This is a genomic window from Rhodococcus sp. p52 (assembly GCF_000763325.2).
Lineage (GTDB): Bacteria > Actinomycetota > Actinomycetes > Mycobacteriales > Mycobacteriaceae > Rhodococcus > Rhodococcus pyridinivorans.
In genome coordinates, this window is record NZ_CP016821.1 from 96,756 (window position 1) to 117,447 (window position 20,692).

The window sequence follows — 20,692 nt, forward strand, 5'->3', positions numbered from 1 at the left end:
AGCTCAGACAAACCGAAGTCGCAGACGCCCCGAAAGCGACCGGGACCGCTCCTCCTAGCCGACTCGCACCGGGTGCCGTGGCCGATGATCGGCGCTGCCGTGGTGATCATCGCCCTGATCGGGGCCATCGCGTACAACCTCGTCCCGAAGATCTCCGAACGCACCGAGGCCCAGAAGTACGTGCCCAGTGCGGACAACCCCGATCCGTCTGCGGTGATCGACGGGGTGGAGAAGATCGACTACCCGGCCGGAACGCATGTGCAGGCACCGCAACGGGTGGCCTACGACCAGACTCCCCCGATGGGGGGCCCACACGATCAGTACTGGGCCACCTGTACCGGCACGGTTTATTCCGAACCGATCCGCAGCGAGAACGCGGTGCATTCGCTCGAACACGGCGCGGTGTGGATTACGTACGACCCGCAGAAGGTCACCGGGGACGAGGTGTCAACATTGGAGGCGAAGGTCGACGGCCAGCCCTACACCCTGATGTCGCCCTATCCGGGCTTGCCATCCCCGATCTCGGTGCAGTCCTGGGGCCACCGCCTCGCGCTCGATGACTCCGAAGACGATCGACTCGCCCAGTTCATCACTGCCTTGCGCCGAAACCCCAACACCCACCCCGAGGCAGGTGCCACCTGCTCCACCACTCCAGGCAGTTTCGATCCGAGCGCTCCGCCGCCGTTCGATGCGTCCGCGCCGGGGCCGGACGCCGTCCCCATGACCGTGGGCCAGCAGTCTGCCCCCGCCGCCCCGGCGACAGGCTCGAACCTCGGACCCGGCAATGGCTGAGTCCGACGACACTCCCGTCCTCACTGCCCCCGCCGCTCCCGCTGCCGGTGGATGGGCCAGGCTCGGCCGCACGCTCGCCGTGGGTGTGTTCGCGCTCGTCGTCGGTCTCTATCTGGGTATCGGTGCCTCGGGACTGAGAGGCGGTCATCCCGAGCCACCTGCACAGGACTCGGTCGAGGTTGGCTTCGCCCAGGACATGTCGGTGCACCACAGCCAGGCGGTAGAAATGTCGGCCATGGCGCTGACCAACGCGACCGACCCGGCGGTCCGCACCCTCGCCTACGACGTGCTCACCACCCAGCAGGGCCAATGGGGCACGATGCAGGGCTGGTTGGCCGTATGGGACCGACCGCTGCAGGCGGCCGGGGAACCGATGACCTGGATGCGCGCTACCGAGGACAGCGCCGGGACGGCGGCAGGTATGACCGAGCACGCGGCGATGCCGCCCGGATCGGCCATCCAAGGACCACGGATGCCCGGGATGGCCACCACCTCCGAACTCGACACGCTACGACGCACCACCGGCCCCGCATTCGACACCCTGTACCTGCAACTGCTGCTTCGGCACCATCAAGGCGGCCTGCCGATGGCACGCTACGCCGCGGCCAACGCCACCGAACAAGTGGTCACGACGCTGGCCCGACAGATCGCCGACACCCAGCAAGCCGAATCGACGACGATGCAGCAACTACTTACGGCCCACGGCGCCGCACCCTTACCGATGAACTGACCGGCGAAACTGCCAGGACCCGGACCGGCACCGTCCCGGGTCGGCGCTCAGGAGCGATCATGAAACAGTCGTCGACCATGCGGGTGTCCCGCCTGGTGTTCCTCTACACCGCAGTCCGTCTGGCGGTGGTCGCCGGCTGCGCCGGCGCCGCGGTGGCCGGCGTCCACCTTCTCGGACTCGAGGTGTCGCTGACGTGGACGCTCCTTGTCGGTGTACTCGCCGGGATAGCAGTGTCGCTGGTAGCCCTGCATCGGCTGCGCACCCGGATCAACGACGAGATCCGCATCATCGATAACCAGCGAAAATACCCACCGAAACGGCCCCGGCCCTGATCCTCATCAATCCGATGTTTCGGAACGGACGCAGTCAAGGCCGCGCCGTCAAATAGATCAACACCAAATTGAGCGCCGTGATCGTGGCAGCAATAACCCACGCCACCATGGTGGTGAGCCGATGGTTGACGTCGATGCCCATCAGCGCCCGATCGCTGGTCAGACGCACCAGAGGGATCAACGCAAAAGGAATACCGAACGACAGCACCACCTGCGAGAGCACCAGGGCCCGGGTCGGATCCGTCCCGAGCGCGACCACCACCAACGCCGGCACCAGGGTGATCAAGCGCCGCGCCAGCAGCGGTATCCGTCTGCGCAGCAGCCCGTCCATGATCAAGGACCCAGCGTAGGCACCCACCGAGGTCGACGCGAACCCGGAGGCCAACAGGCCCAGCGCGAACAGCAGCGCTACCGTCGAGCCGAGTTCTAGGCCCAGCGCCGTGTGCGCCTCCTCGATCGAATCGACCCCCTCCCGGCCCTGCAACGTTGTCGCGGCCGTGAGCAACATGGCCAGATTCACCGTGCCCGCCACCACCATGGCCAGTCCGACATCCCAGCGTGTGACCCGCAGCAGCACGGCCCGTCGCGGACCGGGCTCGGGATGACCGTGACGATCCCGGACCAGTCCCGAGTGCAGGTACACCGCATGCGGCATCACGGTCGCACCGAGCATGGCCGCCGCGAGCAGCACCGATTCGGCACCGTCGAAGCGCGGCACGAGTCCTGCGGCCACGGCGTGGGCGGGGGGCGGGGCAACGAAAAGGCTGGTGACGAACCCGATCGCGATGACCAGCAACAGACCGGTGATGACCCGTTCGAAACCGCGCTGACCACGCGTGTCCTGCACCAGCAGCAAGAGCAACGAGACCGCTCCGGTGATCAACGCTCCCGTCAGTAGCGGGAGATCGAACAGTAGGTTCAGGGCGATGGCGCCGCCGATGACCTCGGCCAGGTCGGTAGCCATGGCGACCAGTTCCGCCTGTCCCCAGTACGCCAAGCGCGCCGGTAGGGACATGCGCTCGCGGAGCACCTCGGGCAACGACCTGCCGGTGACCAGACCGAGTTTGGCGGACAGGTACTGCACCAGCGCGGCCATGACATTGGCCACCACGATGACCCACACCAGCAGATAACCGAACTGGGCCCCGGCACTGACGTTGGAGGCCACGTTGCCCGGATCGACGTAGGCGATAGAGGCGACGAATGCCGGTCCGAGAAGAGTCCCACGGCGCCACCGTTGCACTGGCCCGACATTGCGCGTCAGCGTCATCCGCCCTCCAAAAGGTTTCCCTGAATTAAAAGTCAGGGGAACCGAAATTTCAAGAAGTCGCGGTGTGCACAGAGTCCCGGCGAGGAGATGACTGCGGGCAGCACCTCCTCGCCGAGTCCGGTGTCAGCTCTTCCGGAAGGCGCGCATTGCCGCCCAGGTGCCCCCGGCGATGACCAGCACCCCCAGTACTGCGAACCCCAGCAGCAACGGAATCGACGAGCCTGAGGACTGTGAGTCCTCAGGGGCAACCTGCGCTTCGGTGGTCTCGGGCTCGGCTGCGCCCGACGAGGGGGACGCCTCCTGAGCCTCGGAGGTCGGTGTCTGCCCGGCCGCCGCGGTGACGGTGAAGGCGTAGGAACCGGTGATGGGATGGCCGTCGGCGGAGACGACCCGGTAGCCGACGGTATACTCCCCTGCGGTCAAGGGCTCCGGGATGGCCAGCCGCACCCGTTCTGCGTCGACAATCGCCTCGGAGCTTCCCCGTTGAGTGCCCGAACTGTCGGTAAGTGTCACGGTGGCGAAAGCGGTGTTGATGGGTTGGTTGAACTCGAGTTCGATTCCGTCCGGGGAACTTGCCACCGTGGCGTCGGCGGCGGGAGTCGAACCGATCAACATGCTGTGAGCTTGCGCGGGCGCGACGCCGAGGAGCAGCACCGCGGCGGCCGCGGCGAAGATCGTGATGAGTCTGGTCATGGGAACATACTTTCTCGGCTCCCTACCCCGGCGCAGCGTCCGGCGCGGTGGCCTGTCGAGAGAACGCAAAGGGTGCTGATCGGGGTCTACCCTAGCCCATCTACTATGTACCGTAGTTTTACGGTTGGTCGGTGACGCTACCGGCTCGCTCAGACACCGAGACGGACGAGAATATGAAACTGACGACCAATGTGAAAGTGTCCGCGGCTCTGGTCGCCCTGTTCGTGGTGTTGTTGTCGGTGTTGCTCTACACCAATAGGGCCGGGACGAACGCCGGGACGACTGGCCAAGAGGCGCCCGGCGCTGCCACGGCACCGGTGTGGACCCCAGATATCCGTACCTTGTCCACGGCCCCCGACGACAAGGTCCAACTCGTCGAATTCCTTGATTTCGAATGCGAGTCCTGCCGGGCCTTGTACCCGGTGATGGAACAAATCCGCAACGAGTACGTCGGGCGGATCGACTTTGGGATCCGCTACTTCCCCATTCCCAGCCACACCAACAGCCATCTGGCCGCACGGGTCGTCGAAGCCGCGGCCCGGCAAGGGCGTCTCGAGCCGATGTATCAGCTCATGTACGACACCCAGGCACAGTGGGGCGAGTCGAGCCAGTCCCAGGAAAAAGTATTCTGGGGTTTTGCCGAACAACTGGGCCTGGATATGGCCGCATTCGAGCGGGACGTCAACGATCCCACCGTCAGCGCGCGCGTGGACCGGGACTTCGACGACGGTCTTACCCTCGGTGTACAAGGCACACCCACCCTGTTCCTCAACGGCGTCGAGCTGCCCCCCATGCCCACCTACGAACAGCTACGGGCCCGGATCGACGCGGCGCTGGCCGAGTGAGCGCCCCGACGCGTCCGGCGGCGCCTGCCACCGACGAGGCGTCGGGTCGGACGCTCGGCAGCACGGGGGTGGGCTGGATCCTCGTTGTCTGCGGCGCAGCGGGGCTACTAGCCTCGCTGGTACTCACCGTCGAAAAGTTCGCCGTGCTGGCCGATCCGGCCTATCGGCCCTCGTGCAGCATCAACCCGGTCATCAGCTGCGGGTCGATCATGACCTCGTGGCAAGCGGAACTGTTCGGCTTCCCTAATCCGTTGCTGGGCGTCATCGGTTTCACGGTCGTACTGACCACCGCCGTAGCGGTCCTGGCCGGGGCCGGCGTGCCCCGCTGGTATTGGAACGGCCTGTTCGCCGGCCTGACCGCGGCGGTCGCCTTCGTGCACTGGCTGATTTTCCAGAGCCTCTACCGGATCGAAGCGCTGTGCCCGTACTGCATGGTGGTGTGGCTGGTCAGCGTGCTCGGCTGGTGGTATTGCCTGCTGCACCTCGAGGCGGTGCAAAAACATCGACCGTTGCGGTCATGGCAGCGGCTGCACCGGCTGCATGCAGTGGTCCCCACCGTCTGGACGCTGACTGTATCCGCCCTGGTAGCGCACGCCTTCTGGCCGTACTGGCAGACCCTGATCTGACAAAAGTTTCCGGGTAGCGGCAGCCTCCGCTCACTCACGGCGCATCGAGCGATATTCTCCCCATCGCGAGGTACCTTTTGCGAGGCGCGCGGGAATGCTCGGACGACTACGTGCCGTCCTCGCGTGGTGGAGGAAGCCGGTGCAGGTACTGCTCGGGCAGCTCGGATTCGGCAGCCCGACGGGCAGCCTCGGCCTCGACCATCTGCGACGACCGCGCCCAAACCACCTTGATCCAGTGGTACGCCAGGACGGTCATCGCTCCCCACCCCAAAAACAAGCCGATGCCCGGGCCGGCCCCACCGGCGACGGGATCGAGGGTCTGCCGCGACCACACGGCAAGCACACCGAACACGATCGCCAGCGTGCACCCGGCGCTGGCAAACCAGGCCAGCACCCATCGTCGGGTCACCAGCGCCAGCATCGAGAGCACGATCCCGAACACCGCTGCCAGCACCAAAAAGATCCGCGAAGGAAGGGTGATGGTTTCGGCCTGTGCCACCGTAGAGCCGGCCAGCACCTGCCAGCCGTTGGCGCCACCGTTGTGCGGAAGTGAGAACGAGACCGCCACCACCACCACCACTGCAGCGACCACCACCGCACGCATCCCGGGATCGATCTGTCCGGCGACCCTCTTTTCGGCGGCCGCCAGCTCCTGTCGACTGTGGACCGGATCGGGGTAGACAGTCGACTCGTCGCCGGGCTGTACCTCGTCCGGATCACTACGGTCACCCGACTCGCTCATAACTCGACCTCCGCCCTGGGAAAATGTTCCGGTGACCGCGACCGTCCAAAGCGGAGCAGACCGGTCGGCCCTCGGATGGATCCAGCCCGATCCGTCCGAGGACCGACCGGCGCAGGTACCCGCACCCCTCGGACCAGGCACCAGCCCTCTACCCGGGATCGACCAGCACCTGTGCCTGGGGCTCGTCCCGCCACAACTGCGCAATGATCGCGCAATACGACCCCGCGGTAGCGGACCAGGTCGCGGAGGCATCGACTACCCCCAGCCCCCGGCCGATAACTCCGGCCGCGAGCAGCACCGCCCGATTGGCCAGTGCCGCGGCCGGACTGCCACGCTCGACGACGGTGCCGGCCAGGTCCGCCGCCACGTCGAAGAGCTCTGTCGGCACGGCCGGTACCGACTCGGTTCCTAGGCCATGCTCGCGCAGGTGCGCACCGGCACGAAGATGCCGATCCACCTGCCCGAGAACATGTTCCAACGCACGCACATGTCGGCGCAACTTACCCGGCTTGCCGATGTGCGCGGCGGTGATCGGCGGCAGGCGACGTAACCGTTGAGGATCCGGAAGCCCTGCATGCTCGAGCGTCACGGCGGTCAGGTCTCGGATGAGCCAGTCGGACAATGCCGCGGTGGCTCGGTCTGTTGCCGGCACGGTCACCACCGGCATGTTGGTCTTCAACGGTATTTTCCGATCTTTCGGCGCCGAGACGGCGAACGATTTATTCCTTCGTATCGGTGCGTGCCGAGGCCTCGCCGGTGCTCCGCGGTTCGGCAAGCTCACGCTTAGCGATTTCGGTGCTCCTGGGCGCACCACCGAAACCCACGTGTGCCTCGGCCCTCATGCGTTCGACCATGTGCGGGTAGTGCAGCTCGAACGCCGGCCGTTCGGAGCGGATCTGCGGCAGTTCGGTGAAGTTGTGTCGCGGCGGCGGGCAGGTAGTCGCCCATTCGAGCGAGTTGCCGTAGCCCCAGGGGTCGTCGACAGTGACGATCTGCCCGTAGCGGTAGCTCTTGAAGATGTTCCACACGAATGGCAACACCGAGGCACCGAGGACAAAAGATCCGATCGTCGAAATCGTGTTCAGGGTGGTGAATCCGTCCGAGGGCAGGTAGTCGGCGTACCGGCGGGGCATGCCTTCATTGCCCAGCCAGTGCTGGACGAGAAAGGTGGAATGGAAGCCCAGAAATGTCAACCAGAAATGCCACCTGCCTAGGCGCTCGTCGAGCATTCGACCGGTCATCTTCGGAAACCAGAAGTAGATACCCGCATAGGTCGCAAACACCACGGTGCCGAACACGACGTAGTGGAAGTGCGCCACCACGAAGTACGAATCGTGCAGCTGGAAGTCCATAGGAGGGGAGGCCAGGATCACGCCCGACAGGCCGCCGAAGAGGAAGGTGATCAAAAAACCCACGGAGAACAACATCGGTGATTCGAAAGTCAACTGCCCCTTCCACATGGTGCCGATCCAGTTGAAGAACTTCACTCCGGTCGGGATGGCGATCAGGAAGGTCATGAACGAGAAGAACGGCAGCAGCACCGCGCCGGTGGCATACATGTGGTGCGCCCACACCGCGATCGACAGGGCCGCGATGCCGAGGGTGGCGTAGATCAGGCCGGTGTAACCGAAGATCGGCTTCCGGGAGAACACCGGGAAAATCTCGGAGACGATGCCGAAGAACGGCAGCGCGATGATGTAGACCTCGGGATGACCGAAGAACCAGAACATATGCTGCCAGAGCATCACTCCGCCGGTGGCGGGATCGAAGAGGTGACCGCCGAGTACCCGGTCGTATAGCAGCCCCATCAACGCTGCGGTCAGCAGCGGAAAGGCGATGAGGATCAGGATGGAGGTGACGAGAATGTTCCAAGTGAAGATCGACATCCGGAACATCGTCATGCCGGGGGCTCGCATACACACGATGGTGGTGATGAAGTTGACTGCGCCCAGGATGGTGCCCAGTCCTGAGATGGCCAGGCCCACGATCCATAGATTTGCGCCCATGCCGGGGGAGTGCACTTCCGTGCTTAAAGGCACATACGCGGTCCAGCCGAAGTCGGCGGCGCCGCCGGGGGTGATGAAGCCGCCGACTGCAACGAGGGATCCGAACAGATACAGCCAGTAGCTGAAGGCGTTCAGCCGGGGGAATGCGACATCGGGCGCGCCGATCTGCAGTGGAAGGATGTAGTTGGCAAAGCCGAACACCACAGGAGTGGCGTACATCAGCAGCATGATCGTGCCATGCATGGTGAACAGCTGATTGTACTGGGGGCTTGACCCCTGATCTTGGACACGCAGAATCCAGCAGTGGCTGGAGGAAGCGAGATGATCCAGTTCATGGCCAGGAAGAACTACTCCGAGGAGTTCCGTCGTCAGGCCGTCGATCTCTTCGAGACCACCCCGGGGGCCACGCTGGCCGGCATCGCTGACGACCTGGGGATCGCCCGGGGCACGTTGGCGGCGTGGGTGAAGACCTACGGCACGGGGTCGAGGACTGCAGCGATCGGAGCGGCCCCGCCATCGGGTGGCCGACCGGAGTCGCCGGCAGCGAAGATCGCCCGACTTGAGGCCGAGCTCGCGGCGGTGAAGGCGGAAAAGACCAAGATCGAGACCGAGAAGCGGATCCTTCGCCAGGCGGCCAAGTATTTCGCTGGGGAGACGAACTGGTGAGCCGCTTCCAGTTCGTCGCCGACCACCAAGACGCCTTCGAGGTGAAGCGGTTGTGCGAGGTCATCGAGATCGCGCGTTCGTCCTACTACGCCTGGGTTGCCGCAGCCCCTGCCCGCGAGGAGCGTGCCCGTGCTGATGCGGTGCTCGCGGAGAAGATTCGGGTCGTCCAGGACCCCAAACAGGGCGGCGACCGGGCCTACGGCGCGCCACGGGTGACCGCCGAACTCAACGACGACAAGCCCGAGGGAGAACGCGTGAACCACAAGCGGGTCGCCCGGGTGATGAAGGCGCACGGGCTCGCCGGGATCCGGCTCCGCCGACGCGTGCGGACCACCGTGCCGGACCAGACCGAGGAGAAGTTCCCCGACCAGCTCAACCGGGACTTCACCGCCACCGAGCCGAACCAGAAGTACGTCGGCGACATCACCTACCTGCCGCTCGCGGACGGGTCGAACCTCTACCTGGCCACCGTGATCGACTGCTGCTCACGCAAGCTCGCCGGCTGGGCGGTCGCCGACCACATGCGCACCAGCCTGGTTGAGGACGCGCTCAAGGCCGCCCGTGCCGACCGCGAATCGCTGAAGGGCGCGCTCTTTCACAGCGACCACGGGTCGGTCTACACCTCGAAGGACTACGCCAAGCTGTGCCGCGTCTTCGGCGTCACCCAGTCCATGGGCGCTGTTGGCTCCTCGGCCGACAACGCGCTCGCGGAGTCCTTCAACGCCACCCTCAAGCGCGAGGTCCTCGCCGGTGCGGCGACCTTCGGCGACGAGGCCGACGCCCGCCGACGAGTGTTCCGGTGGGCCACCCGCTACAACACCCGACGCCGTCACTCCTGGTGCGGCTATCTCTCCCCATCCACCTACGAGGCCCGCCGGGCCACTACGCTGCAAGCCGCGGCGTAATCAACCACCCACCGTGTCCAAGATCCGGGGTGAAGGCCCTAACCGTTCCTGCGCTCGACCAGTCCCTTGGACTCCGGGTCGTAGGGCTTGCAGCGCTGCAGCGTGGTGGCCAGGGTCCCGGTGAACTCACCGACCCCTTCAGCATGACGGCGACCGCGTCCGATCCCGGCCTCGTTGTCCCAGATCAACCGTCGCGGTACCGACCCGAGCTGCATCAGCAGATCCCACATCCCCAGCAGCAGATCCGCGGTGTGACGGGACGGGATCATCCGGGCCAGCGTGAACCGTGAGTACGCGCAGGTCATCACCAGCACCGGCAGCACCGCCCCCGTGCCATCCTCGAGCGGGATCCGCACCGGCGGGAACCACAGGTCGCACTGCACCGCGTCCCCCGGCAGCCAGATCAGCCGGTCCGCCGGATCAACTGGCCGATGCTCCGGGCGCAGACGCCGCACGTTGTCACGGAACCACGTGATCGACCCGGTCCACCCGACCCGCTCGGCGATCACCGTCGCGGGCATGTCCGGGGTCGTGACCAGCAGTTGCCGCACCGCCGGCTCGAACGGCGTGAACGACGTCGACACCGCCGGCCGCTCGTACCTCGGTGGCCCCTCCGAGGCCACAGCCCGCGCGACCGTCGCCCGTCCGATACCCAAGTCCCGGGCGACTTGACGCTGCGGAACACCATCCGCCACCAGCCGCCGGACCAGAGCCCAATCCTCCACAGAGATCACCCATCCAATCTGTCTGGGTGGCCTCATTTTCGACCGTCGCTATGGCCTCATTTTCGAGCGTCGTCGACAACAGGTGGTGGATCGGTCGATGGCGTACGGGTAGCACCTTCAGCGAGGGGTCCGAAGGTCTCCCCGTACTACGCCGTCATGGTACAGCCGTCTATCACGTTCACCTTTGGGGGAGTTGCTATCGACACCGACGCGCAAGTGCTTGGCCACGATGGCACCCCTCTTCCAGATCTTTTCGCAGCTGGCGCCGACGCAGGCGGTCTTTCCCGCTACGGATATGTCGGCGGTCTCGCGCCCGCTTTCATCACGGGTCGCTGGGCAGGCCGACATGCAGCCCGTCTGGCCCTACGAACGGCCAATTCACCTTCAACGGAACAGCTGCCGTAAAGCAGAGAGAGTGCCGGAGGGAGCCGATCCTTGGCACCGGCGGGGCAGAACCAGCGCGGGATCTTGGGCAGCTCGCCGGTGGTGCTGGTCAGTCGGCGTGCGCCACGGCCGGTGAGCCAGCGGACGAGGTCCGCCGTGGTGCCGGTGACCGTGGGGCCGGTCCCCTCGCCCACGGTGACCTGCTCGCCGCGGTCGGCGGGGGCGAGGACGATCTCGACCGCCTCCGGGCGCCGCGCCCACGCCCGCACGACGTCGGCGAGGAGCTCGTCGAGCAGGTCGGCGGGGAAGTCTCGGAAGGAGCCGGCGTTGTCGAGGTCCACGGCGTGGACCCAGACCTCGCGGGCGCGCATCCAGGCGGTCTCGCGAGCCGGGACGGTGCGTCCCTGCGCGGTGCGGACCTCGTGGTCCCACTGATGGTCGGTGAGGTCGCGCCACTCGACGTTCAGGTGGACCTCGGCGTGGGCGAACAGGTTCCGCAGCGCCCGGGCAGGCAGGGTGGCGCCTCGGTCGATCTCGGCGTTGCGCTGCTCGGTCGAGGCGTACATCGGCGTCTCCACGCCGGTGCGCGCCCACTCGCACAGCCGGGTGAGCGCGCGGGCGTTGTAGCCCACGTGCGCGACGAGGGCCGCGCGGGTCCATCCGGGCAGCAGGCTCGGGCCGAACAGGTCCTCGTCGGTCAGCTCGTTGAGCTTCCGTGCGAAGTACGCCGTCCCCGTCCGTGCCCACGCCAGCTCTCGAGCCGGTGCGTCGGCGGCGTCGTACCGGGCACCCGCGCCCTGACGGCGGCGCAGCTCCTCACGGGCCTGCTCGAGCGTGGTGCTCATACGCCCACCGTGGCCGGCGTCTGCTCGGCGGCGCCCGCGACGTTCTCGGCGACCGCCACGTTGACGACGTCGCCGATGCCGTCGATCGCGACGGACACGGTCTGCCCGGCGGAGATGTAACGGCCCGGCTTGCGCGCGTGGCCGACGCCCCCCGGTGTGCCGGTGGCGATGACGTCACCGGGGTTGAGCGTGAAGATCGTCGAGATGTACCGCACCAGGGCGACGGCGTCGAAGACGAGGTCGTCGATGCGGGCGCGCTGCATCTCCTCCCCGTCGAGGCGGGTGACCAGCTCGGCGTCGGCGGGCAGCTCGTCCGGGGGGACGAGGACCGGGCCCAGCGGGGTCGAGCTCTCCCACGCCTTGCCCTGGAACCACTGGGGACTGCGGTACTGGTAGTCGCGCATGGTGATGTCGTTCATGATCGTGTACCCGGCGATCGCGGCCTCCGCCTGCTCGGCGTCGGCCCGGCGAACGCTCCTGCCGACGACGACGGCGAGCTCGCCCTCCCAGTCGATCTTGTCCGACTCCGGCGGGACCTGAATCTCGTCGCGCGGACCGATGAGGGCCTCGGGGAACTTGGTGAACAGCGTCGGGTGCTCCGGCAGCTCGCGGCCCATCTCGAGGATGTGGTTGCGGTAGTTCAGGCCGACGCACACGATCTTTCCCGGTGTGGTCACCACCGGGGCGAGGTCCGCCGTCGTCAGGTCGTGCTCGGTGCCGGCCGCCTGGGCGACGGCGGCGAGGTCGCCGCGACGCAGCAGGTCCGCGACGTCGGTGTAGCCGGTCAGCTCGACGGCCTTGTCGCCGTCGACCCGGGCAGCGACGGTCCCGGAGGCGGTGCGCAGGGTGGTCAGTCTCATCGGTCGGCTCCCTCGATGTAGGTGCGGTCGAAGTGGAGACGCTCCATGATCGGGGCGTCGGAGAAACGGAACAGGTCGAACTGGGTGTCGGCCTGGAGCGACCACGACACCCACGACGGGACGACGAACATGTCGCCGATCTCGAGCTGGTGCTCGGTGCCGTCCATGACGACGGAGCCCGAGCCCTCGAAGACCTGGAAGACCGTCGAGCCGACCTCGCGGCGGGTCGCCGTCGCCGTGCCCGCGCGCAGGCGGTGGAACTCGGCCCTGATGGTCGGCATCACGTCACCGCCGGTGGTCGGGTTCACGTAGCGCACGGCCGCGTGACCCTGCTCGACCGTCGCCGGCTGGCCCTCCTCCTCCAGGAGCAGCTGCTCGGTCAGCGCACGGTCGGTGTACTCCCACCGGTATGCGCCGATCGGCGAGGACACGGTGTTCTGCAGGCCGGAGAGCGGACGCAGGCCGGGGTGGCACCACAGCCGCTCGCCGCGGGAGTAGTTCGGGGTCGCGTAGTCGGTGACGCGCTCGGACCCGAACTCGAAGAAGCCCACGTCGTTGGTGTAGGAGAACGGGATGTCGAGACCGTCGATCCAGGCCATCGGCTGGTCCGTCTCGTTGTGGTGGCCGTGGAAGTTCCACCCCGGGGTCAGCAGGAAGTCGCCGCGCGACATGCGCACCGGGTCGCCGTTGACGACCGTCCAGACGCCCTCGCCCTCGACGACGAAGCGGAAGGCGTTCTGGGAGTGGCGGTGCTCCGGAGCCGTCTCCTTCGGGCCGAGGTACTGGATGGCTGCCCACAGGGTCGGGGAGACGTAGGCCCGCCCTCCCATGCCCGGGTTGGCCAGGCCGATGGCGCGGCGCTCGCCCCCGCGCCCGACGGGCACCAGGTCGCCCGACTTCTGCGCGAGCGGGTAGAGCGTCGACCACTTCCACACGTGCGGCACCGCCTTCGGCGAGGGGCTCGTGGGCATGAGGTCGTCGATCTGGGTCCACAGCGGGATCATGTGGTTCGCCTCGAACCCGGCGTAGAGCTCGCGCAGCTCGGGGGTGTCCTCCGGCTGCATCGCGTTCTCGACGTCGCTGTGCTCGAGCGGCTCTTCGGTGGTGGTCATCGTCTGATCCTTTCGAAACGTGTGACGTGCTGATTTGGCAGCTCGGTCACCGTCAGCCGGTGACTCTTGCTTCGCGGATGGGAACGGCATCGTCCGAGCCGAAGGGCAGCGCCGGGCGGTCCGCCTCGGGGGCTGTGAGAGGGATGACCTCCTCGAGCCGCTCGTGCGAGAGGACAGCGATTTCGTGGTACATCCGGGTGCCGTTCGCCTTCCACTCCAACTCGGTGTCGGAGAGTTCGCGGACCACGTGAGCCGGGGAGCCGAGCACCAGGTGTCCGGCGGGAACCTGCATCTCCGCAGGCACAAGCGAGCCCGCCCCGACGAAGGCACGCTCACCGACCCGTGCGCCGTCGAGCAGGACGGCGCCGATCCCGATCAGCGCGCCGGCCCCCACCGTGCACCCGTGGAGCACCGCCGCGTGCCCGACATGCCCGTCCTCGCCGATCACGGTCGTGCGGCGGGGAAAGGTGTGCACGACGCAGCCGTCCTGCACGTTCGAGCCCGCACCCAGCACGATTCCGCCGAGATCGGCTCGCAGGGACGCGTGCGGACCGACGTAGCAGCCCGGCCCGACCACCACATCACCGATCAGGACCGCGCTTGGATGGACGTACGCTGTCGGATCGACGACCGGGGTGACCCCGGCAAATGCGTAAGCCGGCATCAGAGGCTCGCGCGGATGCCAAGCCCGGCAGCGAGACGCTCCGCGATGTCGGTGCGGAGCGCCTTCTTGTTGATCTTGCCGACCTTCGTCGTCGGCAGCTCGTCGGTGGCCTCGAGGTGCTCGGGCCACTTGTACCGGGCCACCCCGGCCGTCTCCATCGCGGCGTGGACGTCCGTTAGGCTCACGGACTGCCCGTCGTGCGGGACTACGTAGACGCACACCCGCTCGCCGAGGACGTCGTCGGGCATGGCGACAGCGGCGACGAGCCGGACCGCGGGCAGCTGGTAGACGAGGTTCTCGATCTCCTCGGCGGAGATCTTCTCCCCGCCGCGGTTGATTATGTCCTTGTCGCGGCCCTCGACGATGAGGTTGCCCATCTCGTCCATGCGGCAGATGTCGCCGGAGCGGTACCACCCGTCGGTGGTGAAGGCCCGGGCGTTCTGCTCCTCGGCCCGGTAGTACCCGCGCAGCGTGTACGGGCCCTGCGTGATGAGAGACCCCGGCGTGCCCTGCGGGACGGGGTTGTCGTGCTCGTCGACGAGCAGGACCTGGTCGTCCGGGGACATCGGGCGGCCCTGGGTGGTGAAGATGATCTCCTCGGGGTCGTCGAGGCGGGTGTAGTTCAGCAGTCCCTCGGCCATGCCGAACACCTGCTGCAGGATGCAGCCGAGCGTGCCGGGGACGCGGCGGGCTACCTCGTCGGCCAGCCGCGAGCCGCCGACCTGCAGCACCTTGAGCGACGCCAGCTGGTCGGTCGGGTTGGCGGCCTGCTCGTCGAGCCACCGCTTGGCGACGGCGGGGACGACGGCGGTGTGCGTGACGCCCTCACGCTCGATGGTGGCGAACGCCCGCGCCGGCGACGGGCTGGGCAGCATGACCACCGTCCCTCCGACCAGCAGAGTCCCGAGTACGCCCGGGCAGGCGAGCGGGAAGTTGTGCGTGGCCGGGATGCTGACCAGGTAGACGGTGTCGGTGTCGAAGCCGCAGACCTTCGTGGACTCCTTGGCGTTGTAGGCGTAGTCGTCGTGCGAGCGGGGGATGAGCTTCGGGATGCCGGTGGTGCCGCCTGAGAGTAGGAAGAGGGCGACGTCGGAGCTCGCCGGCTCCGCGGCGTCCCACCTTGCCCGGTGCGACCTGGCGTCGGCGTCATCGGCGGGCGGGGCACAGAGCGCGCCCAGGTCGACGGCACCCTCGGCGACGTGCTCGCCGGCGACGAGCACGTGCTCCAGGACCGCGTGCTCGGCGGCGAGGTCGAACCCGAGCTGCTGGTGGTCGAAGTCCTTCACCACGTCGGGCACCGCGACGGCGACCGCCTCGGCGTGCTCGACGAAGTAGGACATCTCGTGGCGGCGGTGCCCGGGCAGGGCCATCACCGGCACGATCCCGGCGCGGAAGCAGGCGAGCGTCAGGACGGCGAACTCCCAGCCGTTCGGCAGCTGGACGACGATCCGGTCGCCACGGGCCACGCCGAGGTCCCGGAGCCGGGAGGCGGCGGCGTCGGCGCGGGCGACGAGGTCGGCGTAGGTGATCCGCACGTCGCCGTCGACGACGGCGGTCTTGGCCGGGTGCTCGTCGGCGGCGGCCCACAGGTGGTGACCCAGCGACCTGCCCTCCCAGTAGCCGGCGGCGGTGAACCGGCGGGCGAGCTCGGAGGGCCAGGGGACGATTCCTTCGGCGATGGGGCGGACCATCACGACTCCTTCGTGGTGACGACAGCGTCGAGGGCGACAAGCCCGTCCGCGGTGACCCGCAGCGGGTTGATCTCGACGTCGCCCAGGTGGGGGTGGTCGAGCAGCAGGGCGCCGAGCGCGCTGAGCAGGGCGGCGAGCTCGGAGCGGTCGAGGGTGGGCGAGCCGCGGAAGCCCTCCAGCAGGGCGCGCCCGGCGAGGTCGTCAGGCATGGTGGCGGCCTCGGCGGGGGAGAGCGGCGCGACGCGCAGGCTGACGTCCTGCAACGCCTCGGCGACGGTGCCGCCGAGCCCCAGCAGGACGACGGGGCCGAAGACCGGGTCCCGGCGGGCGCCGACGATGAGGTCGACGCCGGAGGGTGCCATCGCCTCGACGAGGACCCGGTCCGCGCCCGCGGCGCGTAGCGCGGCGAGGGCCTCATCCAGCTCGTCGTGGGTGCGCACGCCCAAGCGCACGCCGCCGATCTCCGTCTTGTGCAGCACGGCGGCGTCGAGCAGCTTGACGGCGACCGGGCCGCCGACGGCGTCCAGGGCGGCGTGCGCCTCGGCGTCGCTCTGGCAGGCGCGGCGGGCCATCGTGCGGAAGCCGAGCCGCCCCACCAGAGCCTTGGCCTCGTCCTCGTCCCACGCCGTCCGCGTCACCATGGGGAAGGACGACGCGTCTGCTCCGCCGTCGGCCCCGTCCGCTCCGCCGTCGGTGCCGGCGCCGGCGTCCTGACGGGCACGGTGCTGGCGCCGCGCGTCCTCGACGAGTGCCGCGGCACCGGTGGCCAGCGCCGTCGGGGCGCCGTACGCGGCGACGCCGGCGGCGTGGAGACGACGGCGGATCTCCCGGACCTCCTCCGGCGCGCCGCCGAGCCCGACGAGGGTCGGGACGGCCGAGGCGGCCGAGGCCGCCGGAACCGTGGCGGCCAGGTCGATGCTGTCCGGCTCCGTCAGGGCGTACGTGGCGACGACGTCCACGCCCGGGTCGGCGGCGACGGCCTCGAGCACGGCGCCGAACGTCTCGCTCGGGCGGCCCGTGTCGACCGGGTTGCGCTGGTAGGTCAGCGGCGGCAGGAGCTCACCGATCCGCGCCACCGTCCCGTCCGACAGACCGGGCACGGCGACACCGTGCCCGCGCAGGCTGTCCATGAGCAGCAGACCGGGCCCGGCCTGCGCCGTGACGATGCCGACGCCGGGATTCGCGGCCGGGGCGAGACGGGAGTGGGAGAGCGCCACGACCGCGTCGACCAGTTGCTGCTCGTCGTCGACCAGGATGGCGCCGGCCTGGCGCAGCGCGGCCCGCGTGGTCCGCCACGAGGTGGCCAGCGCGCCGGTGTGGGACTGGGCGAACTCGGCGACGTCGTTGCGGCCGACCACGAGGGCCACCACGGGCACGCGCTCCGTCAGCGCCCGGACGGACTCAACGAGCCGGCGCCCGTCGGCGACCGACTCGACATGCAGCGCCACCACCCGGGTGGCGTCGTCCCCGCGCAGGTGGTCCAGGACGTCAGGGGCGGTGACGTCCGTGGCGTTGCCCAGCCCGACGGCGAGGCTGACGCCCAGGCCGGCCTCGGCGAGGAGGAAGGAGAGGGCGTGGTTGATCCCGCCGGAGGCCGCGACGACGGCGACGCCGCCGGCGGGGACGTCCCCAGCAGCCGGGACGAAGCTCGCGGTGAGTTTCTGGGCGGGGGAGAAGAACCCGGAGGTGTTCGGCCCGAGCAGCCGAACGCCGGTGCGGCGGGCGGCCTCGAGCAGGGCGGCCTGGTGGGCGGCGCCGGCCTCGCCGGACTCGGCGAACCCGCCGGCGCAGACGAGGGCGGCCTTGATGCCGGCCGCGGCGGCGTCCTCGACGGCGGAGGCGCAGGCCGCGGCGGGAACGCACAGGACGGCCAGGTCCAGCGGGGCGCCCAGGGCCTGCGAGGCCGCAGCGACGGAGGCGTGGAGTCCAGAGCCGGGGTCGGGGTTGCGCGAGTTGACGAGCCCGAGGGCGCCGTCGAAACTGCGCAGGGATCGGGCCATGACGGCGCCCAGCTTCGCGCCGGAGCGCGAGGCGCCGACGACGGCGACGCCGCGCGGTGAGAAGAGGGAGCGCAGGTCAGACACCGGTGCCTCCCGCGATCGCGACGAGGTCGGCCCGGCCGGAGAGCACCAGGGTGGCGGCGCGGTCCTCGTCGGCCTGCTCCTCCACCAGGGCGACCGGCAGGCCGACGGCGAGGCGGACCTCCTCGGCCAGAAGCACCCGGGTGAGCGGCGTACCGCCGTGCACCGCGACCAATGCCGGGCGCTCGGAGCGGCAGGCCACCACCGTGGCCGCGGCACCGGCCACGCCGTCCTCGGACTCCGGGGCGGCGAGCCACAGAGCCCACGGCTCGTCCTTGCCGGGGGAGCGTGCCGGTACGCCGTCGGCCGGTGGGCACTCGGCGAGGGGCACCAGGGCGCCGTTGCCGTCGGCCACGAACCGCCGTCCGTCGCGCTCGACGATCCGCGCGGTGCGGCCCGGGAAGACGACGCGGCCCAGGTCTAGCGGGGTGCTGAGCGGGTCACTCCCGTGACGGTCGAGCCACGCAGCATCGACGGCGGCGATGAAGTCCGGGTCACGCCGGGCGATCTTGGCCCGACCGATGGACCGGCTCATGAAGTGGAACGCGAACTGCATGGGGTCGAACGCGGAGTGGTAGCGGCCGAAGTGCTCCCACCAGGACAGGCTCGGGCGGGCCGAGCCCTGGATCTTCTCCACCGACGGGCGGGCCGCCCCCTCGTACGCGGCGAGCGCCTGCTCGACGTCGTCGTGCTCGACGACGGCGCGGGCAAGCTCGATCGCGTCCTCCATCGCCATCTTGGTGCCCGATCCGACCGAGAAGTGCGCGGTGTGCGCGGAGTCGCCGAGTAGGGCCACCTTGCCGGCGTGCCACGAGTCGGCGCGACGGGTACGGAAGTTCCCCCAGCGGGAGTTGTTGACTAGCAGCGGCTGCCCGTCGATCTCGTCGGCAAAGAGCTCCTGGAGGTACTTCCGGCTCTTCTCGTCGCTCGGCCCCGGGGGCTGGGTGACGTCGAACTCGTCGAGGCCGGCGCGGCGCCAGGTCTCCTCGTCGGTCTCGACGATGAAGGTGCTGACATCTGCTGAGATCGGGTAGCCGTGGACGGCGAACACGCCGTGCGGACCCTCCTTGTGAACGAAGGTCAGCCCGTCGAACATGTACGAGGTGCCGAACCAGATGAACTTCGCCCTCGCCTGGACCGCGGAGGGACCGAACTGGTCGGCGAAGCGGTCACGGGTGCGGGAGTTGGCGCCGTCGGAGGCGACGACGACGTCGTGCTCGGCGAGCACCTGGTCGACGTCGACCTCGGTCTCGAAGCGCAGGTCCACGCCCTCGGCGCGGGCCCGGTCCTGCAGGAGGAGCAGAAGGGTCTTGCGGGAGATGGCGGCCATCCCGTTGCCGCCCACCGTGATCCGCTCGCCCTTGAGCCGGACCTCGATGTCCTCCCAGTGCCTGCCGTGCTCACGCAGCGCGTCGATGAGTACCGCGTCGGCGTCGTTGATCTTCTGCAGGGTGGCGTCGGAGAAGACAACGCCGAAGCCGTAGGTGTCGTCGGCGCGGTTGCGCTCGTAGACGCTCACCCGGGCGTCCGGCCGGCGCTGCTTGATGAGCGTGGCGGCGAACAGCCCGCCGGGGCCACCACCGATGCAGGCCACTGAGAGCGACATGGGATCTCCTACGCATTCACGTCATCGTGTGGCCACCACTGCGGCTAGCCAGTCCGGCCAGTCTGTGACATCTGACCGACGAGCGTCAAGTAGTTGACACGGGCATCTGCACCGGTTCCTCAGGCCGAGTACCGGTTACGGAGTCGATGGCTCGCTCTGCCGCAGGGAGCAAGAGTTCGGACGCCTCCTTGAACAGCTGGTACGCGTCGTGGCCGCGCCAACGGGCGGGCAGCAGTTCCAGCGGCAGGCCAGGGTCACGGAAGGGGAACTTCCGCCACTCGTGGAAGAGCTCGATGCGTGTCACCAGCGCCTCGTCCGGCCCGAGCCGGCCCGAACGGTAGCGGGGCAGCTGCGCACGGTATCGCTCGAGGAACACCCGGTAGTCGGCGTTGAGGGCGTCGAGGTCCCAGCAACGCTCGGCCATGTCGCGGTCCGCCGGCAGTCCCTTGGACCGGGCGCGCAGCAGGTCCAGCCGAACGTCGGGCTCGTGGGCGAACTTCTCCTCCACGCGGGCGAGCCGGTCGTGTGGCGAGATCCAGGTGGACGCCGCGAGCGGTCCAAACCCGAGCCACGACAGCTCTTTCCGCAGTTCCTCACGCGTCGCACGCGCCGTCTCCGGGACGTAGTAGATGACTATGTGCCACCAGCCGTCCCAGCTGGACCGGGGGTCTGTAAAAATCCGCTCACGCCCCTCGTCGAGCATCCGCCAGCTGCGCTCATTCAGTGCGTAGACCACCTCGCGGCCGTCCCTGCCCGGGCGGGTGTCGAACCAGCCTTCCTTTCGCAGGCGAGACATCACGACACGCGCCGACGACGCCCCCACCCCGAACCTCTCCAGCAACGCAACGAGATCCCGGAGCGGAGCCTCCCCGCCGCGGTATCTCAGGTAGCCGCCGAACAGGTCGAAGACGATCCCTCTGGGCTTCATCGCTCATCCCTTCGCTCTCGCCAACCAACAATGCGTGTCACAATCTTGACGGTCGACGTAGACATAGCGTAGACACTTCTCCAGTGTGAGAGGCCCAGCGGGTGACGCCCCAGGCGACACCAGACCCGAGGCTCGCAGATCTGAAGCTTGAGCATCTTGTTGAACCACCGTGACCCCCCGTCACCGTGT

20 protein-coding genes and 1 pseudogene are annotated in these 20,692 nt (G+C 68.5%); 7 read left to right on the top strand and 14 right to left on the bottom strand.

The features are described 5' to 3' along the window. Positions 1-84 precede the first annotated feature (84 nt). The 3 genes from IM25_RS24310 to IM25_RS24320 are packed head-to-tail and all read left to right on the top strand — an operon-like array spanning position 85 to position 1,854. Positions 85-792, top strand: a complete 708-nt coding sequence (locus IM25_RS24310; RefSeq protein WP_033098563.1) for a DUF3105 domain-containing protein — start codon at positions 85-87, stop codon at positions 790-792. After that, a complete protein-coding gene (locus IM25_RS24315) occupies positions 785-1,522 on the top strand; it encodes a DUF305 domain-containing protein (protein WP_033098562.1) in 738 nt (245 codons plus the stop codon). Before IM25_RS24310 ends, IM25_RS24315 begins: the two co-directional genes overlap by 8 nt. A 59-nt stretch (positions 1,523-1,581) precedes the next feature. Continuing rightward, a complete protein-coding gene (locus tag IM25_RS24320) occupies positions 1,582-1,854 on the top strand; it encodes a DUF4229 domain-containing protein (RefSeq protein WP_006553277.1) in 273 nt (90 codons plus the stop codon). A 34-nt stretch (positions 1,855-1,888) separates the two neighbouring features. Here IM25_RS24320 and IM25_RS24325 read toward each other — a convergent pair whose 3' ends face one another. After that, positions 1,889-3,124: an Nramp family divalent metal transporter gene (locus IM25_RS24325; protein WP_006553276.1), complete on the bottom strand. Its 1,236-nt coding sequence runs from the start codon at positions 3,122-3,124 to the stop codon at positions 1,889-1,891. Positions 3,125-3,247: 123 nt separating this feature from the next. After that, on the bottom strand, positions 3,248-3,817 hold the full coding sequence (locus tag IM25_RS24330) for a copper resistance CopC family protein (RefSeq protein ID WP_006553275.1): 570 nt from the start codon (positions 3,815-3,817) through the stop codon (positions 3,248-3,250). A gap of 173 nt (positions 3,818-3,990) precedes the next feature. On the opposite strand from IM25_RS24330, the gene IM25_RS24335 reads away from it, so the two are divergent. Both IM25_RS24335 and IM25_RS24340 read left to right on the top strand, forming a co-directional pair. Further along, positions 3,991-4,662, top strand: coding sequence for a DsbA family protein (locus IM25_RS24335; protein ID WP_006553274.1), 672 nt, complete (start codon positions 3,991-3,993; stop codon positions 4,660-4,662). Beyond that, positions 4,659-5,288: a vitamin K epoxide reductase family protein gene (locus IM25_RS24340; RefSeq protein ID WP_006553273.1), complete on the top strand. Its 630-nt coding sequence runs from the start codon at positions 4,659-4,661 to the stop codon at positions 5,286-5,288. The genes IM25_RS24335 and IM25_RS24340 overlap by 4 nt, the downstream gene beginning before the upstream one ends. A gap of 106 nt (positions 5,289-5,394) precedes the next feature. On the opposite strand, the gene IM25_RS24345 is transcribed toward IM25_RS24340, so the two are convergent. From IM25_RS24345 to ctaD, 3 genes and pseudogenes are all read right to left on the bottom strand, one after another. Further along, positions 5,395-6,030: an Rv2732c family membrane protein gene (locus IM25_RS24345; RefSeq protein ID WP_033098561.1), complete on the bottom strand. Its 636-nt coding sequence runs from the start codon at positions 6,028-6,030 to the stop codon at positions 5,395-5,397. Positions 6,031-6,178: 148 nt separating this feature from the next. After that, a complete protein-coding gene (locus IM25_RS24350; protein ID WP_033098584.1) occupies positions 6,179-6,697 on the bottom strand; it encodes a hypothetical protein in 519 nt (172 codons plus the stop codon). A 52-nt stretch (positions 6,698-6,749) separates the two neighbouring features. Next, positions 6,750-8,309, bottom strand: a pseudogene (ctaD, locus tag IM25_RS24355) (aa3-type cytochrome oxidase subunit I); the annotation flags it as partial. A gap of 60 nt (positions 8,310-8,369) precedes the next feature. Here ctaD and IM25_RS24365 point away from each other — a divergent pair. Next, positions 8,370-9,607 (top strand): IS3 family transposase gene (locus IM25_RS24365; RefSeq protein ID WP_157126919.1). Its coding sequence is split into 2 segments (ribosomal slippage): positions 8,370-8,685 and positions 8,685-9,607, totalling 1,239 coding nucleotides; the frame shifts between segments, so codons are not numbered across the junction. A 38-nt stretch (positions 9,608-9,645) separates the two neighbouring features. On the opposite strand, the gene IM25_RS24370 is transcribed toward IM25_RS24365, so the two are convergent. Continuing rightward, positions 9,646-10,341 (bottom strand): helix-turn-helix domain-containing protein, encoded by a 696-nt coding sequence (locus tag IM25_RS24370; protein WP_033098823.1) that lies wholly within the window; start codon positions 10,339-10,341, stop codon positions 9,646-9,648. 147 nt (positions 10,342-10,488) lie between these two features. On the opposite strand from IM25_RS24370, the gene IM25_RS27210 reads away from it, so the two are divergent. Beyond that, on the top strand, positions 10,489-10,737 hold the full coding sequence (locus tag IM25_RS27210) for an FAD-binding protein (protein WP_232333514.1): 249 nt from the start codon (positions 10,489-10,491) through the stop codon (positions 10,735-10,737). Here IM25_RS27210 and IM25_RS24375 read toward each other — a convergent pair. From IM25_RS24375 to IM25_RS24410, 8 genes are all read right to left on the bottom strand, one after another. Further along, positions 10,620-11,561, bottom strand: a complete 942-nt coding sequence (locus IM25_RS24375; protein ID WP_084295170.1) for a maleylpyruvate isomerase family mycothiol-dependent enzyme — start codon at positions 11,559-11,561, stop codon at positions 10,620-10,622. The genes IM25_RS27210 and IM25_RS24375 overlap by 118 nt on opposite strands. After that, the gene (locus IM25_RS24380; RefSeq protein ID WP_065996615.1) at positions 11,558-12,421 is read right to left on the bottom strand and encodes a fumarylacetoacetate hydrolase family protein; all 864 of its coding nucleotides are present in this window, start codon (positions 12,419-12,421) and stop codon (positions 11,558-11,560) included. Before IM25_RS24380 ends, IM25_RS24375 begins: the two co-directional genes overlap by 4 nt. Continuing rightward, positions 12,418-13,533 (bottom strand): cupin domain-containing protein, encoded by a 1,116-nt coding sequence (locus IM25_RS24385; protein WP_033098819.1) that lies wholly within the window; start codon positions 13,531-13,533, stop codon positions 12,418-12,420. The genes IM25_RS24380 and IM25_RS24385 overlap by 4 nt, the downstream gene beginning before the upstream one ends. Before the next feature lie 52 nt (positions 13,534-13,585). Then, positions 13,586-14,197 (bottom strand): gamma carbonic anhydrase family protein, encoded by a 612-nt coding sequence (locus IM25_RS24390; RefSeq protein ID WP_033098818.1) that lies wholly within the window; start codon positions 14,195-14,197, stop codon positions 13,586-13,588. Next, a complete protein-coding gene (locus IM25_RS24395; protein WP_033098817.1) occupies positions 14,197-15,888 on the bottom strand; it encodes a (2,3-dihydroxybenzoyl)adenylate synthase in 1,692 nt (563 codons plus the stop codon). Before IM25_RS24395 ends, IM25_RS24390 begins: the two co-directional genes overlap by 1 nt. Continuing rightward, a complete protein-coding gene (locus IM25_RS24400) occupies positions 15,888-17,972 on the bottom strand; it encodes an acetate--CoA ligase family protein (RefSeq protein ID WP_033098816.1) in 2,085 nt (694 codons plus the stop codon). The genes IM25_RS24395 and IM25_RS24400 overlap by 1 nt, the downstream gene beginning before the upstream one ends. Then, a complete protein-coding gene (locus tag IM25_RS24405) occupies positions 17,965-19,575 on the bottom strand; it encodes an FAD-dependent monooxygenase (protein WP_033098815.1) in 1,611 nt (536 codons plus the stop codon). Before IM25_RS24405 ends, IM25_RS24400 begins: the two co-directional genes overlap by 8 nt. A gap of 85 nt (positions 19,576-19,660) precedes the next feature. Continuing rightward, positions 19,661-20,503, bottom strand: coding sequence for a PaaX family transcriptional regulator (locus IM25_RS24410; protein ID WP_052040224.1), 843 nt, complete (start codon positions 20,501-20,503; stop codon positions 19,661-19,663). Between the last annotated feature and the right edge of the window lie 189 nt (positions 20,504-20,692).

Coding starts and splice junctions, on each gene's coding strand:
- IM25_RS24310 (WP_033098563.1), top strand. CDS start 85: ATGATCGGCGCTGCCGTGGTGATCATCGCCCTGATCGGGGCCATCGCG.
- IM25_RS24315 (WP_033098562.1), top strand. CDS start 785: ATGGCTGAGTCCGACGACACTCCCGTCCTCACTGCCCCCGCCGCTCCC.
- IM25_RS24320 (WP_006553277.1), top strand. CDS start 1,582: ATGAAACAGTCGTCGACCATGCGGGTGTCCCGCCTGGTGTTCCTCTAC.
- IM25_RS24325 (WP_006553276.1), bottom strand. CDS start 3,124: ATGACGCTGACGCGCAATGTCGGGCCAGTGCAACGGTGGCGCCGTGGG.
- IM25_RS24330 (WP_006553275.1), bottom strand. CDS start 3,817: ATGACCAGACTCATCACGATCTTCGCCGCGGCCGCCGCGGTGCTGCTC.
- IM25_RS24335 (WP_006553274.1), top strand. CDS start 3,991: ATGAAACTGACGACCAATGTGAAAGTGTCCGCGGCTCTGGTCGCCCTG.
- IM25_RS24345 (WP_033098561.1), bottom strand. CDS start 6,030: ATGAGCGAGTCGGGTGACCGTAGTGATCCGGACGAGGTACAGCCCGGC.
- IM25_RS24350 (WP_033098584.1), bottom strand. CDS start 6,697: ATGCCGGTGGTGACCGTGCCGGCAACAGACCGAGCCACCGCGGCATTG.
- IM25_RS27210 (WP_232333514.1), top strand. CDS start 10,489: ATGGTACAGCCGTCTATCACGTTCACCTTTGGGGGAGTTGCTATCGAC.
- IM25_RS24375 (WP_084295170.1), bottom strand. CDS start 11,561: ATGAGCACCACGCTCGAGCAGGCCCGTGAGGAGCTGCGCCGCCGTCAG.
- IM25_RS24380 (WP_065996615.1), bottom strand. CDS start 12,421: ATGAGACTGACCACCCTGCGCACCGCCTCCGGGACCGTCGCTGCCCGG.
- IM25_RS24385 (WP_033098819.1), bottom strand. CDS start 13,533: ATGACCACCACCGAAGAGCCGCTCGAGCACAGCGACGTCGAGAACGCG.
- IM25_RS24390 (WP_033098818.1), bottom strand. CDS start 14,197: ATGCCGGCTTACGCATTTGCCGGGGTCACCCCGGTCGTCGATCCGACA.
- IM25_RS24395 (WP_033098817.1), bottom strand. CDS start 15,888: ATGGTCCGCCCCATCGCCGAAGGAATCGTCCCCTGGCCCTCCGAGCTC.
- IM25_RS24405 (WP_033098815.1), bottom strand. CDS start 19,575: ATGTCGCTCTCAGTGGCCTGCATCGGTGGTGGCCCCGGCGGGCTGTTC.
- IM25_RS24410 (WP_052040224.1), bottom strand. CDS start 20,503: ATGAAGCCCAGAGGGATCGTCTTCGACCTGTTCGGCGGCTACCTGAGA.